The sequence below is a fragment of the Citrobacter sp. Cpo015 genome (genome assembly GCF_030333035.1).
In the GTDB taxonomy this organism is placed as follows: Bacteria; Pseudomonadota; Gammaproteobacteria; order Enterobacterales; family Enterobacteriaceae; genus Citrobacter; species Citrobacter portucalensis.
This window is the reverse complement of the sequence record NZ_JAOWGS010000024.1, coordinates 14,632-28,739: the sequence shown is the minus strand read 5'-3', so window position 1 is coordinate 28,739 and position 14,108 is coordinate 14,632. Positions and strand designations below refer to the sequence as shown.

General features: G+C 53.5%; 15 protein-coding genes. 13 read left to right on the top strand and 2 right to left on the bottom strand.

Annotation, left to right across the window (positions count from 1 at the left end; translation table 11 throughout):
- Positions 1-22: 22 nt before the first annotated feature.
- Complete coding sequence (gene queD / locus OGY67_RS07765) at positions 23-385, bottom strand: 6-carboxytetrahydropterin synthase QueD (RefSeq protein ID WP_003825707.1); 363 nt, start codon at positions 383-385, stop codon at positions 23-25.
- A 429-nt stretch (positions 386-814) separates the two neighbouring features.
- Here queD and cysJ point away from each other — a divergent pair, with 429 nt between their 5' ends.
- From cysJ to cysH, 3 genes are all read left to right on the top strand, one after another.
- Complete coding sequence (gene cysJ / locus OGY67_RS07760; protein ID WP_286573832.1) at positions 815-2,614, top strand: NADPH-dependent assimilatory sulfite reductase flavoprotein subunit; 1,800 nt, start codon at positions 815-817, stop codon at positions 2,612-2,614.
- Positions 2,614-4,326 (top strand): assimilatory sulfite reductase (NADPH) hemoprotein subunit, encoded by a 1,713-nt coding sequence (gene cysI / locus OGY67_RS07755; RefSeq protein WP_003034148.1) that lies wholly within the window; start codon positions 2,614-2,616, stop codon positions 4,324-4,326. The genes cysJ and cysI overlap by 1 nt, the downstream gene beginning before the upstream one ends.
- An 83-nt stretch (positions 4,327-4,409) precedes the next feature.
- The gene (gene cysH / locus OGY67_RS07750; protein ID WP_060683316.1) at positions 4,410-5,144 is read left to right on the top strand and encodes a phosphoadenosine phosphosulfate reductase; all 735 of its coding nucleotides are present in this window, start codon (positions 4,410-4,412) and stop codon (positions 5,142-5,144) included.
- A 45-nt stretch (positions 5,145-5,189) separates the two neighbouring features.
- Here cysH and OGY67_RS07745 read toward each other — a convergent pair whose 3' ends face one another.
- A complete protein-coding gene (locus OGY67_RS07745; protein ID WP_008785678.1) occupies positions 5,190-6,233 on the bottom strand; it encodes an aminopeptidase in 1,044 nt (347 codons plus the stop codon).
- A 254-nt stretch (positions 6,234-6,487) separates the two neighbouring features.
- Here OGY67_RS07745 and cysD point away from each other — a divergent pair, with 254 nt between their 5' ends.
- The 10 genes from cysD (at position 6,488) to OGY67_RS07695 (ending at position 13,992) form a co-directional block, all read left to right on the top strand.
- Positions 6,488-7,396 carry a sulfate adenylyltransferase subunit CysD gene (gene cysD / locus OGY67_RS07740; protein ID WP_003034152.1) on the top strand — a complete coding sequence of 303 codons (909 nt, stop codon included), beginning with the start codon at positions 6,488-6,490 and terminating at the stop codon, positions 7,394-7,396.
- A 9-nt stretch (positions 7,397-7,405) separates the two neighbouring features.
- Positions 7,406-8,833: a sulfate adenylyltransferase subunit CysN gene (gene cysN / locus OGY67_RS07735; RefSeq protein ID WP_286573831.1), complete on the top strand. Its 1,428-nt coding sequence runs from the start codon at positions 7,406-7,408 to the stop codon at positions 8,831-8,833.
- A complete protein-coding gene (gene cysC, locus OGY67_RS07730; protein ID WP_060683317.1) occupies positions 8,833-9,438 on the top strand; it encodes an adenylyl-sulfate kinase in 606 nt (201 codons plus the stop codon). Before cysN ends, cysC begins: the two co-directional genes overlap by 1 nt.
- Before the next feature lie 47 nt (positions 9,439-9,485).
- On the top strand, positions 9,486-9,809 hold the full coding sequence (locus OGY67_RS07725) for a DUF3561 family protein (RefSeq protein ID WP_020996298.1): 324 nt from the start codon (positions 9,486-9,488) through the stop codon (positions 9,807-9,809).
- 214 nt (positions 9,810-10,023) lie between these two features.
- The gene (gene ftsB / locus OGY67_RS07720; protein ID WP_003034163.1) at positions 10,024-10,335 is read left to right on the top strand and encodes a cell division protein FtsB; all 312 of its coding nucleotides are present in this window, start codon (positions 10,024-10,026) and stop codon (positions 10,333-10,335) included.
- An 18-nt stretch (positions 10,336-10,353) separates the two neighbouring features.
- Positions 10,354-11,049 (top strand): 2-C-methyl-D-erythritol 4-phosphate cytidylyltransferase, encoded by a 696-nt coding sequence (gene ispD / locus OGY67_RS07715; protein ID WP_003825722.1) that lies wholly within the window; start codon positions 10,354-10,356, stop codon positions 11,047-11,049.
- Between the two features lie 55 nt (positions 11,050-11,104).
- Positions 11,105-11,584: a 2-C-methyl-D-erythritol 2,4-cyclodiphosphate synthase gene (gene ispF, locus OGY67_RS07710; RefSeq protein WP_003034167.1), complete on the top strand. Its 480-nt coding sequence runs from the start codon at positions 11,105-11,107 to the stop codon at positions 11,582-11,584.
- A complete protein-coding gene (gene truD, locus OGY67_RS07705) occupies positions 11,581-12,630 on the top strand; it encodes a tRNA pseudouridine(13) synthase TruD (protein ID WP_286573830.1) in 1,050 nt (349 codons plus the stop codon). The genes ispF and truD overlap by 4 nt, the downstream gene beginning before the upstream one ends.
- Positions 12,611-13,372 carry a 5'/3'-nucleotidase SurE gene (surE, locus tag OGY67_RS07700; RefSeq protein WP_032944818.1) on the top strand — a complete coding sequence of 254 codons (762 nt, stop codon included), beginning with the start codon at positions 12,611-12,613 and terminating at the stop codon, positions 13,370-13,372. The genes truD and surE overlap by 20 nt, the downstream gene beginning before the upstream one ends.
- A complete protein-coding gene (locus OGY67_RS07695) occupies positions 13,366-13,992 on the top strand; it encodes a protein-L-isoaspartate(D-aspartate) O-methyltransferase (RefSeq protein ID WP_003034172.1) in 627 nt (208 codons plus the stop codon). Before surE ends, OGY67_RS07695 begins: the two co-directional genes overlap by 7 nt.
- The last annotated feature ends 116 nt before the right edge of the window (positions 13,993-14,108 follow it).

Genomic DNA, 14,108 nt, shown 5'->3' with positions numbered 1-14,108 from the left:
TTGCCATCCGGCAAGCCTATAATCACTCGCCGCGGTATACGCAGCCCGCTGTGCAGGTCTCTTTCACCATTACGGCACTCAGCAGAGGGACCACAGGTTTAACCTGATCCCAAATCCATTTGGCCAGCACTTCGCTGGTTGGATTTTCTAAGCCAGGAATATCGTTCAAATAGTAGTGATCGAGTCTGTCGTAAGTCGGCTTAAACGCGGCTTTTAACTCAGCAAAATCCATGATCCAACCGGTATGCGGATCGACTTCACCGGTAATTTCAAGACGCACCATAAATGAGTGACCATGCAGGCGGCCACACTTATGCCCTTCCGGTACATGCGGCAGGTGGTGAGCGGCTTCGAAGGTGAAATCTTTAAACAAGGTGGTGGACATTTTTTACTCTCAAGAATGCGAAAAACCGCGGTAGGGTACCGTAAAGAGCAAATTTTATCATTATTTATACACGTCATTCTTTAAGCTGCTTCTTTGTTGGCTGCCTTTGCTCGCCCCAGTCACTTACTCATGTAAGCTCCTGGGACTTGCTCAGTTGCCGCCTCGATGCATCTTAAATTATTTAGTGTATAAAAGGGTGCTGAGTATCAGAACGATTTATTCATGACGTTAATATTTGGTAATTATTTATATATCAAATGTTTATATAATCTGTTTTGCAGTTAATAACTATAACTAAAACAGGTTAGTCCATTTGGTTATTTGTTATTTCCATCCCTTCTTTAATTGTTACTATCCCCGCCGTTAACCTTATCTTCAGTTTGGGTTTTATTGCTGAAATCCGCTTTGCTTACTGGAACATGACAACGCATGACGACACAGGCCCCACCTTCCGCTTTGCTACCGCTAAACCCGGAGCAACTGGCACGCCTTCAGGCGGCCACGACCGATTTCACTCCCGCACAGCTTGCGTGGGTTTCTGGCTATTTTTGGGGCGTGCTGAATCAGCAGCCTGGCAGCAACGCGGTGGCGACTGCGCCTGTCGCTGAAATGCCTGGCATTACGCTTATCTCCGCCTCGCAAACCGGTAATGCGCGCCGTGTGGCGGAAGCCCTGCGCGATGATCTGATCGCCGCGAAGCTCAACGTCACTCTCATCAACGCTGGCGACTATAAATTCAAACAAATCGCCAATGAAAAACTGCTGATCGTGGTGGCGTCGACGCAAGGGGAAGGTGAACCGGCGGAAGAAGCCGTGGCGTTGCATAAATTCCTGTTCTCGAAAAAAGCGCCGAAGCTTGATAACACCGCTTTTGCCGTGTTTGGTCTTGGCGATACCTCTTATGAGTTTTTCTGCCAGGCAGGAAAAGACTTCGATGCGAAATTGGCTGAGCTGGGCGGTGAACGTCTGCTCGACCGCGTCGACGCCGACGTCGAATACCAGGCCGACGCCGCGCAGTGGCGTGCTCGTCTGGTTGATGTCCTGAAAGGGCGTGCGCCTGCGGCACCGTCTGTGCAAGTTGCCGCGAGCGGTGCAGTAAATGAAGTACACACCAGCCCATACACCAAAGAAGCGCCGCTGACGGCGTCGCTTGCGGTGAATCAGAAAATTACCGGCCGCGACTCTGAAAAAGACGTGCGCCATATTGAAATTGATTTAGGCGATTCCGGCCTGCGTTATCAGCCGGGCGATGCGCTGGGCGTCTGGTATCAGAATGACCCGGCTCTGGTTAAAGAACTGGTTGAACTGCTGTGGCTGAAAGGTGATGAGCCGGTCACGGTTGAAGGCAAAACCCTGTTGCTCGCTGAAGCGTTGCAGTGGCATTTCGAGCTGACGGTTAACACCGGCAATATCGTAGAGAACTATGCCACCTTAACCCGCAGCGAAACTTTGCTGCCGTTAGTGGGTGACAAAGCACAGTTGCAGCATTACGCCGCAACCACGCCCATCGTCGATATGGTGCGCTTCTCTCCGGCACAACTGGATGCTCAGGCGTTAGTTGATCTTCTGCGTCCGCTGACGCCGCGTTTGTACTCCATTGCTTCTTCCCAGGCGGAAGTGGAAAGCGAAGTGCACGTCACCGTGGGCGTGGTGCGTTATGAGATAGAAGGTCGCGCCCGTGCTGGTGGTGCTTCCAGTTTCCTCGCCGACCGCGTGGAAGAAGAAGGTGAAGTTCGCGTGTTCATTGAACACAACGACAACTTCCGTCTGCCGGCGAACCCGCAGACGCCGGTAATTATGATTGGACCGGGTACGGGGATTGCGCCGTTCCGTGCATTCATGCAGCAACGTGCGGCTGACGGAGCCGAAGGCAAAAACTGGCTGTTTTTTGGTAACCCACACTTTACCGAAGATTTCCTGTATCAGGTGGAATGGCAGCGTTACGTCAAAGAGGGCGTACTGAGCCGTATCGATCTCGCCTGGTCCCGCGATCAAAAAGAAAAAGTCTACGTACAAGATAAACTGCGCCAACAGGGCGCGGAACTGTGGCGCTGGATTAACGACGGTGCGCACATTTATGTCTGTGGCGACGCCAATCGCATGGCGAAAGACGTTGAGCAGGCGTTGTTGGAAGTGATTGCCGAATTCGGTGGTATGGATATCGAAGCGGCGGATGAATTTTTAAGTGAGCTGCGCATTGAGCGCCGTTATCAGCGAGATGTCTACTAATGAGCGAAAAACATCCAGGACCATTGGTGGTCGAAGGCAAACTGTCCGACGCTGAGCGTATGAAGCTGGAAAGCAACTATCTGCGCGGTACCATTGCCGAAGATTTAAACGACGGCCTGACCGGCGGGTTTAAAGGCGACAACTTCCTGCTGATCCGTTTTCACGGTATGTACCAGCAGGACGACCGCGATATCCGCGCCGAACGTGCCGAGCAAAAGCTGGAGCCGCGTCACGCGATGCTGCTGCGCTGTCGTCTGCCAGGTGGGGTGATCACCACCAAACAGTGGCAGGCGATCGATAAGTTCGCCCATGACAACACCATTTACGGCAGCATTCGTCTGACCAACCGTCAGACCTTCCAGTTTCACGGCATTCTGAAGAAGAACGTTAAGCCGGTACACCAGATGCTGCACTCCGTCGGCCTGGACGCGCTGGCGACAGCCAACGACATGAACCGTAACGTGCTGTGCACCTCCAACCCGTATGAATCTGAGCTGCACGCCGAAGCCTACGAGTGGGCGAAAAAGATCTCCGAACATCTGCTGCCGCGTACCCGCGCCTATGCAGAGATCTGGCTGGATCAGGAAAAAGTCGCGACTACCGACGAAGAGCCGATCCTCGGTCAAACCTATCTGCCGCGTAAGTTTAAAACCACGGTCGTGATCCCACCGCAGAACGACATCGATCTGCACGCCAACGATATGAACTTTGTGGCGATTGCGGAAAACGGCAAGCTGGTGGGCTTCAACCTGCTGGTCGGCGGCGGTTTATCGATTGAGCACGGCAACAAGAAAACCTATGCCCGTACGGCAAGCGAGTTTGGTTATCTGCCGCTTGAGCATACGCTGGCCGTGGCGGAGGCTGTGGTGACCACGCAGCGTGACTGGGGTAACCGTACCGATCGTAAAAACGCCAAAACCAAATACACGCTGGAACGCGTAGGCGTTGAGACCTTTAAAGCTGAAGTTGAGCGCCGGGCGGGGATCAAATTTGAGCCGATCCGTCCGTACGAGTTCACCGGTCGCGGCGATCGTATCGGCTGGGTGAAAGGGATCGACAATAAATGGCATCTGACGTTATTTATTGAAAACGGCCGTATCCTCGATTATCCGGGCCGACCGCTGAAAACCGGTCTGCTTGAGATCGCGAAGATCCACAAAGGTGAGTTCCGCATTACCGCGAACCAGAACCTGATCATTGCCGGTGTTCCTGAGAGTGAAAAGGCGAAGATCGAGAAGATTGCGCAGAAGAGTGGCTTAATGAACGCGGTCACTCCGCAGCGTGAAAACTCGATGGCCTGCGTCTCGTTCCCGACCTGTCCGCTGGCGATGGCGGAAGCCGAGCGCTTCCTGCCAACGTTTATCGACAACATCGACACGCTGATGGCGAAGCACAGCCTGAGTGATGAAAACATTGTCATGCGTGTGACCGGCTGCCCGAACGGCTGCGGCCGCGCGATGCTGGCGGAAGTTGGTCTGGTGGGTAAAGCTCCTGGGCGTTACAACCTCCATTTAGGGGGCAACCGTATCGGAACCCGTATTCCCCGGATGTTTAAAGAGAACATCACCGAGCCGGAAATTCTGGCATCGCTGGATGAACTGATTGGGCGCTGGGCGAAAGAGCGCGAAGCGGGTGAAGGCTTCGGTGACTTTACGGTGCGTGCGGGCATTATTCGCCCGGTGCTCGATCCCGCACGGGATTTCTGGGAATAATGTGAAATTGACTTATCGGGTCTGCTGAATCGGTAGGCCTGATAAGCGCAGCGCCATCAGGCAAGGCAAACAGTGAGGAACTTATGTCCAAACTCGATCTCAACGCGTTGAACGAACTGCCGAAAGTTGAACGCGTTATGGCGTTGGCACAAACCAACGACCAACTGGAAAAATTGAGCGCCGAGGATCGCGTAGCGTGGGCGCTGGAAAACCTGCCTGGTGAATATGTACTGTCATCAAGTTTTGGTATCCAGGCGGCAGTGAGCCTGCATCTGGTAAATCAGGTTCGCCCGGATATCCCGGTGATCCTCACCGATACTGGCTACCTGTTCCCGGAAACCTATCAGTTTATTGATGAGTTAACGGACAAGCTTAAGCTTAATCTGCAAGTCTACCGGGCAAAGGAAAGTGCGGCCTGGCAAGAAGCGCGCTACGGCAAACTGTGGGAGCAGGGCGTTGAAGGCATTGAAAAATACAATGACATCAACAAAGTCGAGCCGATGAACCGGGCGCTGCAGGAGCTGAACGCGCAAACCTGGTTTGCCGGTCTGCGTCGAGAGCAATCGGGCAGTCGTGCGCATTTGCCGGTGCTGGCTATCCAGCGCGGCGTGTTTAAAGTTCTCCCAATCATCGACTGGGATAACCGTACGGTTTACCAGTATCTGCAAAAATACGGTTTGAAATACCATCCGTTGTGGGATCAGGGCTATCTGTCGGTAGGTGATACCCACACCACCCGCAAATGGGAGCCGGGTATGGCGGAAGAAGAGACGCGTTTCTTCGGATTGAAGCGTGAGTGCGGACTGCACGAAGGGTAACAGGAAAGTGGTCCGGTAAGATTTACATCCTACCGGACCACATCTTCAGGATTTACCCGCTTTTGCCAGTTCCTTTACCAGCGGCAGCATAATGCGTACCACGTCGCGGCTACGGTGTTCTATCCTGCCCGGTAACGCTTTATCGATATGCTGCTGGTTATCCAGTCGCACATCGTGCCAGCTGTTGCCTGCCGGGAATGAGGCGCTTTTGGCGCGCTGTTGATAGCCATCTTTCTTGCCCAGGTTCCAGTTGGTCGCTTCAACTGAAAGAACGGCAATCCCCGCGTTGTCGAAGACCTCTGCATCGTTACAACATCCAGTGCCTTTCGGATAGTCTTTGTTCAGACCTGGATTGGTGCTGGCAACGATACCGCGGCTGTGCGCGATAGCCAGTGCCCGGTCGCGCGTCAGTTTTCGCACCGCTTCCGGGGTTTTCTTACCGCTATTGAAATAGAGCTTATCGCCGACGATCAGGTTATCGAGGTTGATAACCAGCAGCGTGTTTTTCTTCTCGGCGGCGCTCATTCGCTTCAGGATGTTCTCCGCGCCCAGTTTGCCTTCTTCCTCGCCGCTGGTGGCGATAAAGCGAATACCGTACTGCGTCGGCACGTTCTTGAGTTTTTCCGCCAGTTCCAGCATTACGCCAACACCTGCGGCGTTGTCATCGATACCTTGCAGGGTTAATCCACCCAGATTGGCATCAGAATCGGCGTCGCTTTGTGCGGCGTAGGTGTCGAGGTGCGCCATAATAATAATCTGCTGCGGCGCTTTGCCTTCATGTGCAGCAATAACGGTGCTTCCCGTTACGTTATGCCAGTTTTTACGGTTATCTTTGGCGGTATAAACATAACGGCTATTAAACGTCCGAATATCGCTGCTATAGCCCATCTGCTGAAATTGTTGACGTATATAATCAGCAGACAACATTTCTGCCGGAGATCCCGTCACGCGGCCTGGGAAAAACGTTGCGATATATCGAGCCTGGGTATTTGCGATATCTCCGGGCTTCGAAGATGTTGCCTGTGCGGGAAGGATGAAGCACGCGCCGAGCGCCAGGGCGGTAGTCAGGTGGCGCAATGCGGAAAACATAGTGAGTCCTTAAATACCAAGCAGAAATTTTCAGCCGCTAGTATGAAACCGTGATCGAGGTAAAACAATTTCATTTGCTCTTAAATGCCCGAATTCCGGTAGCTTAAGCACTTTTTGATATTTGCTTTTCCGGATCGTTATTCCTTTGAGGAACTACTCATTCCAATTCGTAATTTCATTCGCCCCCTTGCCCTCCCTATAGTCAGGTTATCTGAGCATCGTTAGCAAAATAACGGCATTACATAGGAACGGTTATGGATCAAAAACGACTTACCCACCTGCGGCAACTGGAAGCGGAAAGCATCCATATCATTCGTGAGGTGGCCGCCGAGTTTTCTAATCCGGTGATGATGTATTCCATCGGCAAAGATTCCAGCGTAATGCTGCATCTGGCGCGTAAAGCGTTTTATCCGGGCACGCTGCCGTTCCCATTGCTGCACGTTGATACCGGCTGGAAATTCAGCGAAATGTACGAGTTTCGTGACCGCACGGCGAAAGCCTACGGCTGCGAACTGCTGGTGCATAAAAACCCGGAAGGGGTGGCGATGGGCATCAACCCGTTTGTCCACGGTAGCGCCAAGCATACCGACATTATGAAAACTGAAGGGCTGAAGCAGGCACTGAATAAATACGGTTTCGATGCCGCGTTTGGCGGTGCTCGTCGTGACGAAGAGAAATCGCGTGCCAAAGAGCGTATTTACTCTTTCCGCGATCGTTTTCATCGCTGGGATCCTAAAAATCAGCGCCCGGAGCTGTGGCACAACTACAACGGGCAGATTAACAAAGGCGAAAGCATTCGCGTCTTCCCGCTTTCTAACTGGACTGAACAGGATATCTGGCAGTACATCTGGCTGGAAAATATCGACATCGTACCGCTGTATCTGGCGGCGGAGCGTCCGGTGCTGGAACGCGACGGCATGCTGATGATGATTGATGACGATAGAATCGATCTGCAACCTGGTGAAGTGATTAAAAAACGCATGGTGCGTTTCCGTACGCTCGGTTGCTGGCCGCTGACAGGCGCGGTGGAGTCGAATGCGCAGACGCTGCCGGAAATTATCGAAGAGATGCTGGTCTCAACCACCAGTGAACGTCAGGGCCGCGTGATTGACCGCGACCAGGCGGGCTCCATGGAGCTGAAGAAACGTCAGGGGTATTTCTAAGGAGCCGCCATGAACACGACACTTGCACAACAAATTGCTAATGAAGGCGGCGTTGAAGCCTGGATGGTTGCCCAGCAACACAAAAGTCTGCTGCGCTTTTTAACCTGCGGTAGCGTGGATGATGGGAAAAGTACCCTGATTGGCCGCCTGCTGCACGACACGCGTCAGATTTATGAAGACCAGCTTTCATCGCTGCACAATGACAGTAAACGTCACGGCACTCAGGGCGAAAAGCTTGATCTGGCGTTATTGGTTGACGGCTTGCAGGCCGAGCGCGAGCAGGGCATCACCATCGACGTGGCGTATCGTTATTTCTCTACCGAGAAGCGTAAATTTATTATTGCGGACACTCCCGGGCATGAGCAGTACACCCGTAACATGGCGACCGGTGCGTCGACCTGCGACCTGGCGATCCTACTGATCGATGCGCGTAAAGGCGTGCTGGATCAGACTCGTCGTCATAGCTTTATCTCCACGCTGCTTGGGATCAAACACCTGGTAGTGGCGATCAACAAAATGGATCTGGTGGACTTTAGCGAAGAGACATTTAACCGCATTCGCGAAGACTATCTTACTTTTGCTGAACAACTGCCGGGCAACCTGGATATCCGGTTTGTGCCGCTCTCTGCGCTGGAAGGCGACAACGTGGCTTCGCAAAGCGCCAGTATGCCGTGGTACAGCGGTCCGACGCTGCTGGAAGTGCTGGAAACCGTTGAGATTCAGCGCATTGTTGATACTCAGCCGATGCGCTTCCCGGTGCAGTATGTGAACCGACCGAATCTGGATTTCCGTGGTTATGCCGGAACGCTGGCCTCCGGTAGCGTGAAGGTCGGACAGCGCGTCAAAGTGCTGCCGTCCGGCGTTGAGTCGAGCGTGGCGCGGATCGTAACCTTTGATGGCGATTTACAGGAAGCGCATGCGGGTGAAGCGATCACCCTGGTGCTGAAAGATGAGATCGATATTAGCCGGGGTGACCTGTTACTTGATGCCGGTGAAACGCTGCCGACAGTACAAAGCGCAGCTGTTGATGTGGTGTGGATGGCGGAACAACCGTTGTCGCCAGGGCAGAGCTACGACATAAAAGTCGCAGGTAAGAAGACCCGCGCACGTGTTGATAGCGTGCAGTATCAGGTCGATATTAATAACCTGACCCAACGTGACGTTGAAGCGCTACCGCTGAACGGTATCGGTCTGGTTAATCTGACTTTTGATGAGCCGCTGGTGCTGGACACCTATCAGCAGAATCCGGTTACGGGCGGGTTGATTATCATTGACCGCCTGACTAACGTTACCGTTGGCGCGGGACTGGTGCGTGAGCCAATCGTCCAGGAGCTTGCCACAGCTTCTCAGTTCAGCTCGTTTGAGCTGGAGCTTAATGCGCTGGTGCGTCGCCACTTCCCACACTGGGGTGCGCGCGATCTGCTGGGAGGAAAATAATGGCGCTGCATGACGAAAACGTCGTCTGGCATGCCCATCCTGTTACACCGCAACAGCGGGAACAACGCCACGGTCATCGTGGTGTTGTGCTGTGGTTTACCGGGCTGTCAGGTTCCGGTAAATCCACGGTAGCAGGGGCGCTGGAAGAAGCGCTGCATAAGCTAGGGGTGAGCACCTATCTGCTGGATGGCGATAACGTGCGTCACGGTCTGTGCAGCGATCTTGGGTTTAGCGATGCCGATCGCAAGGAGAATATTCGTCGGGTTGGTGAAGTGGCTAACCTGATGGTAGACGCCGGCCTGGTGGTGTTGACTGCGTTTATCTCTCCACATCGCGCCGAGCGAAAAATGGTTCGCGAGCGCGTGGGCCAAGGGCGTTTTATTGAGGTTTTTGTCGATACGCCATTAGCAACGTGCGAAGCTCGCGATCCAAAAGGGCTGTATAAAAAAGCGCGAGCGGGGGAGTTGCGCAATTTCACCGGAATTGACTCGGTTTACGAAGCGCCTGAATCGCCAGAGATTCATCTTGATGGTGAACAATTGGTAACAAATTTGGTTCCTCAATTATTAGACCTGCTGAGGCAGGAAGATATTATCAGATCCTGAGACACCCGAGCTTGCATGCCCGGTCAGTCACGGTCACAGGATTAGATATGCGTAACAGCCATAACATTACTATTACAGAGTCAGATACCTTCGCTGCCGACGACGAAACTACCTGGTCACTCCCAGGAGCCGTGGTCGGTTTTGTCGCGTGGTTGCTGGCGCTGGGATTCCCGTGTCTGATGTATGGCCCTAACACACTGTTTTTCTTCCTCTATACCTGGCCCTTTTTCCTCGCGTTGTTGCCCGTGGCGATTGTCGCGGGTATTGCCCTGCATTCGCTATTGAAGGGGAGATTGCTGCTGAGTATTGCCTGTACCCTGCTGGTGGTTGGCGCAATGTTTGGCGCACTGTTCCTGTGGCTACTGGGTTAGGCATACGTCCTTTCACGCGATCGCCGCTGTTGTTCACTGTCTGGCCATAATTCAAACCGTAACCAACAATGAGATTATGTTCTCCTTACACGGGGTATACGTAACAACGAGCAAATGTGGTACATTTGCCCGCGTTGTCGCGGCATTCCCGTCCGTTGATGTAAAGTTGCCAGCGGAGTTTATGGGATGTTGATGCCGTTTTTCAGGGGGCAGGATGGGTAAACTTACGTTGCTGTTGCTGGCTTTATTAGTCTGGCTACAGTATTCGCTGTGGTTCGGTAAGAACGGCATACATGACTATAGTCGCGTCAACGATGATGTTGCGGCGCAGCAAGCTACAAACGCGAAACTGAAAGCGCGTAACGATCAGCTTTTTGCCGAAATTGACGATCTCAATGGCGGGCAAGAGGCTATCGAAGAGCGCGCGCGTAACGAACTCAGTATGACTAAGCCAGGCGAAACCTTTTATCGTCTGGTGCCTGACGCGTCTAAACGCGCTCAGACTGCAGGGCAAAACAATCGATAAACCGTCCAGGGATTTAACATGGCAGCCACTTTAATGGACGTTTGCGCCGTGGTGCCGGCTGCCGGGTTTGGCCGCCGAATGCAAACAGAGTGTCCTAAGCAGTACCTCTCTATTGGCAATAAAACCATTCTCGAACACTCGGTTGATGCGCTGCTGGCTCATCCCCGGGTGACGCGAGTCGTCATCGCTATTAGCCCAGGCGACAGTCGCTTTGCCCAACTTCCACTCGCAGCGCACCCGCAAATTACCGTGGTGGATGGTGGCAACGAGCGTGCCGATTCTGTCCTTGCTGGTTTGCAAGCCGCAGGTGAGGCCAGTTGGGTACTGGTGCATGATGCCGCGCGTCCGTGCCTGCATCAGGAAGATTTATCTCGTTTGCTGGCAATAAGTGAAACCAGCCGCATCGGTGGGATCCTTGCCGCGCCGGTGCGCGACACGATGAAACGCGCGGAGCCGGGCCGAACAGACATCGCCCATACGGTCGATCGCACCGATTTATGGCATGCGTTGACGCCGCAGTTTTTCCCTCGCGAGCTGTTGCATGACTGTCTGACCCGTGCGCTAAACGAAGGCGCAACCATTACGGACGAAGCCTCGGCGCTTGAATATTGCGGTTTTCATCCGCTGCTGGTCGAAGGACGCGCTGACAACATCAAAGTCACCCGCCCGGAAGATCTGGCGCTGGCGGAATTTTATCTGACCCGAACTATCTAGATACATCATTCTTCAGGCTGCCTGGAGGATGTTGTGTATATCAGGAGAAGGCATAATGCGAATTGGACACGGTTTCGACGTACACGCTTTTGGCGGAGTTGGCCCAATTATCATTGGTGGTGTGCGCATCCCGTATGAAAAAGGATTGCTGGCGCATTCTGATGGCGACGTGGCGTTACACGCGTTAACCGATGCACTGCTGGGCGCGGCTGCGCTGGGGGATATCGGTAAACTCTTCCCGGACACCGACCCGGCCTTTAAAGGTGCAGATAGTCGTGAATTATTGCGAGAAGCCTGGCGGCGTATTCAGGCCAAAGGCTATACGCTTGGTAATGTGGATGTGACGATTATTGCTCAGGCGCCGAAGATGCTGCCGCACATTCCGCAAATGCGCGTGTTTATTGCCGAAGATCTCGGCTGCCATATGGATGATGTTAACGTGAAAGCGACCACCACGGAAAAACTCGGTTTTACCGGGCGTGGGGAAGGGATTGCCTGTGAAGCGGTGGCGTTACTCATTAAGGCAACGAAATGACTGCGTTTGAAGATCTGACGTATCTCCATGGCAAACCACAAGGCCATGGCGTTCTGAAAGCGAATCCGGAAGACTTTGTCGTCGTCGAAGATTTAGGCTTCGAACCGGATGGCGAAGGCGAGCACATTTTGGTGCGTATCCTGAAAAACGGCTGTAATACCCGTTTTGTGGCTGACGCGCTGGCGAAGTTCCTGAAAATTCACGCCCGTGAAGTGAGCTTTGCTGGCCAGAAAGACAAGCATGCAGTCACGGAACAGTGGCTGTGCGCGCGCGTGCCGGGCAATGCAATGCCTGATTTAAGCAAATTTGAACTCGAAGGCTGTAAAGTGCTGGAGTACGCGCGCCACAAGCGTAAGCTGCGTTTAGGGGCGCTGAAAGGTAACGAATTTACGCTGGTGCTGCGTGAAGTGAGCCAGCGAAATGACGTTGAAGCGCGTTTGCAGGCGATTAGCGAGAGCGGCGTACCGAACTATTTTGGCGCTCAGCGTTTTGGTATTGGCGGCAGCAACCTGCAAGGGGCGCTGCGCTGGGCGCAAAGCGATGCGCCGGTGCGCGATCGCAATAAGCGCAGTTTTTGGTTGTCGGCGGCCCGTAGCGCGTTGTTTAATCAGATAGTCAGTGAACGCTTGAAAAAAACAGACTTTAATCAAGTTGTTGACGGCGATGCGCTACAATTGTCGGGACGCGGAAGTTGGTTTGTCGCCACGCAGGAAGAACAGACCGAATTACAGCGTCGCGTCGATGATAAAGAATTGATGATTACAGCGGCATTACCGGGCAGCGGTGAGTGGGGAACTCAGCGCGACGCGCTGGCGTTTGAAGAAGCCGCTATTGCTGATGAAACCGCGCTGCAATCGCTGTTGTTGCGCGAGAAAGTCGACGCATCGCGTCGTGCTATGTTGCTGTATCCACAACAATTAAGCTGGAACTGGTGGGATGACGTAACCGTTGAGTTACGTTTCTGGCTACCGGCAGGTAGCTTCGCCACCAGTGTTGTAAGGGAACTTATTAACACAATGGGTGATTATGCGTATATTGCTGAGTAACGATGATGGGGTCCACGCACCCGGTATACAAACGCTGGCGAAAGCGCTGCGTGAGTTTGCTGACGTACAGGTGGTTGCCCCGGATCGTAACCGCAGTGGCGCGTCTAACTCGCTGACGCTGGAATCCTCACTTCGCACGTTCACCTATGAAAACGGTGATATCGCCGTACAAATGGGTACACCTACCGATTGCGTCTATCTGGGCGTGAACGCATTAATGCGTCCGCGTCCGGACATTGTCGTGTCTGGTATTAACGCAGGTCCTAATCTGGGCGATGATGTTATCTATTCCGGTACCGTTGCGGCGGCGATGGAAGGTCGTCACCTGGGCTTTCCTGCGCTGGCGGTCTCACTTGATGGGCATAAACACTACGATACTGCTGCCGCAGTAACTTGCCGTATCTTACGGGCGCTGAGTCGCGAACCGCTGCGCACCGGGCGAATTTTGAATATCAACGTGCCGGATTTACCGCTGGATCAGATTAAAGGTATCCGCGTCACCCGCTGCGGTAGCCGCCATCCTGCGGATCAGGTGATCCCACAGCAGGACCCGCGCGGTAATACGCTGTACTGGATCGGGCCGCCGGGCGAAAAGTGCGACGCCGGACCGGATACAGATTTTGCCGCCGTCGATGAAGGCTATGTTTCCATTACGCCGCTGCATGTCGATTTAACCGCATATGGCGCGCATGAAGTTGTTTCTGACTGGTTAGACAGCGTGGGAGCCGACACGCAATGGTAAGCAGACGCGTACACACTCTTCTTGAACAATTACGTGCGCAGGGCATCAGAGATGAGCTTGTTCTCGATGCACTTGCCGCCGTGCCGCGTGAAAAATTCATTGATGAGGCGTTTGAACATAAGGCCTGGGACAATATTGCTCTGCCGATTGGTCAGGGGCAGACGATTTCGCAGCCCTATATGGTTGCGCGGATGACCGAGCTGCTTGAGTTAACGCCGCAGTCCCGGGTGCTGGAAATTGGTACCGGCTCTGGCTACCAAACGGCGATTCTGGCACACCTGGTGCACCATGTGTGCTCTGTTGAGCGCATTAAAGGTTTGCAGTGGCAGGCGCGTCGTCGACTTAAACAGCTTGATTTACATAATGTTTCTACCCGTCATGGTGATGGATGGCAGGGCTGGCAAGCGCGAGCCCCGTTTGACGCTATCATTGTTACGGCAGCGCCGCCTGAGATTCCAACTGCGCTAATGATGCAGTTGGATGAAGGCGGTATTCTCGTCTTACCCGTGGGCGACGAGCACCAGTTTCTGAAACGGGTGCGTCGTCGGGGAGGCGAATTTATTATCGATACCGTAGAGGCCGTACGTTTCGTTCCCTTAGTAAAAGGGGAGCTTGCGTAGATACTGGCTCTGAATACCTGGAGTTTTCCTGGATATTCTGGAATTAGTAAGCGTATCGTGGTCACGTTTCCAGTGCCCAGTCCGATGCCTTGCACGGTGATTACGTCACTGGTTTT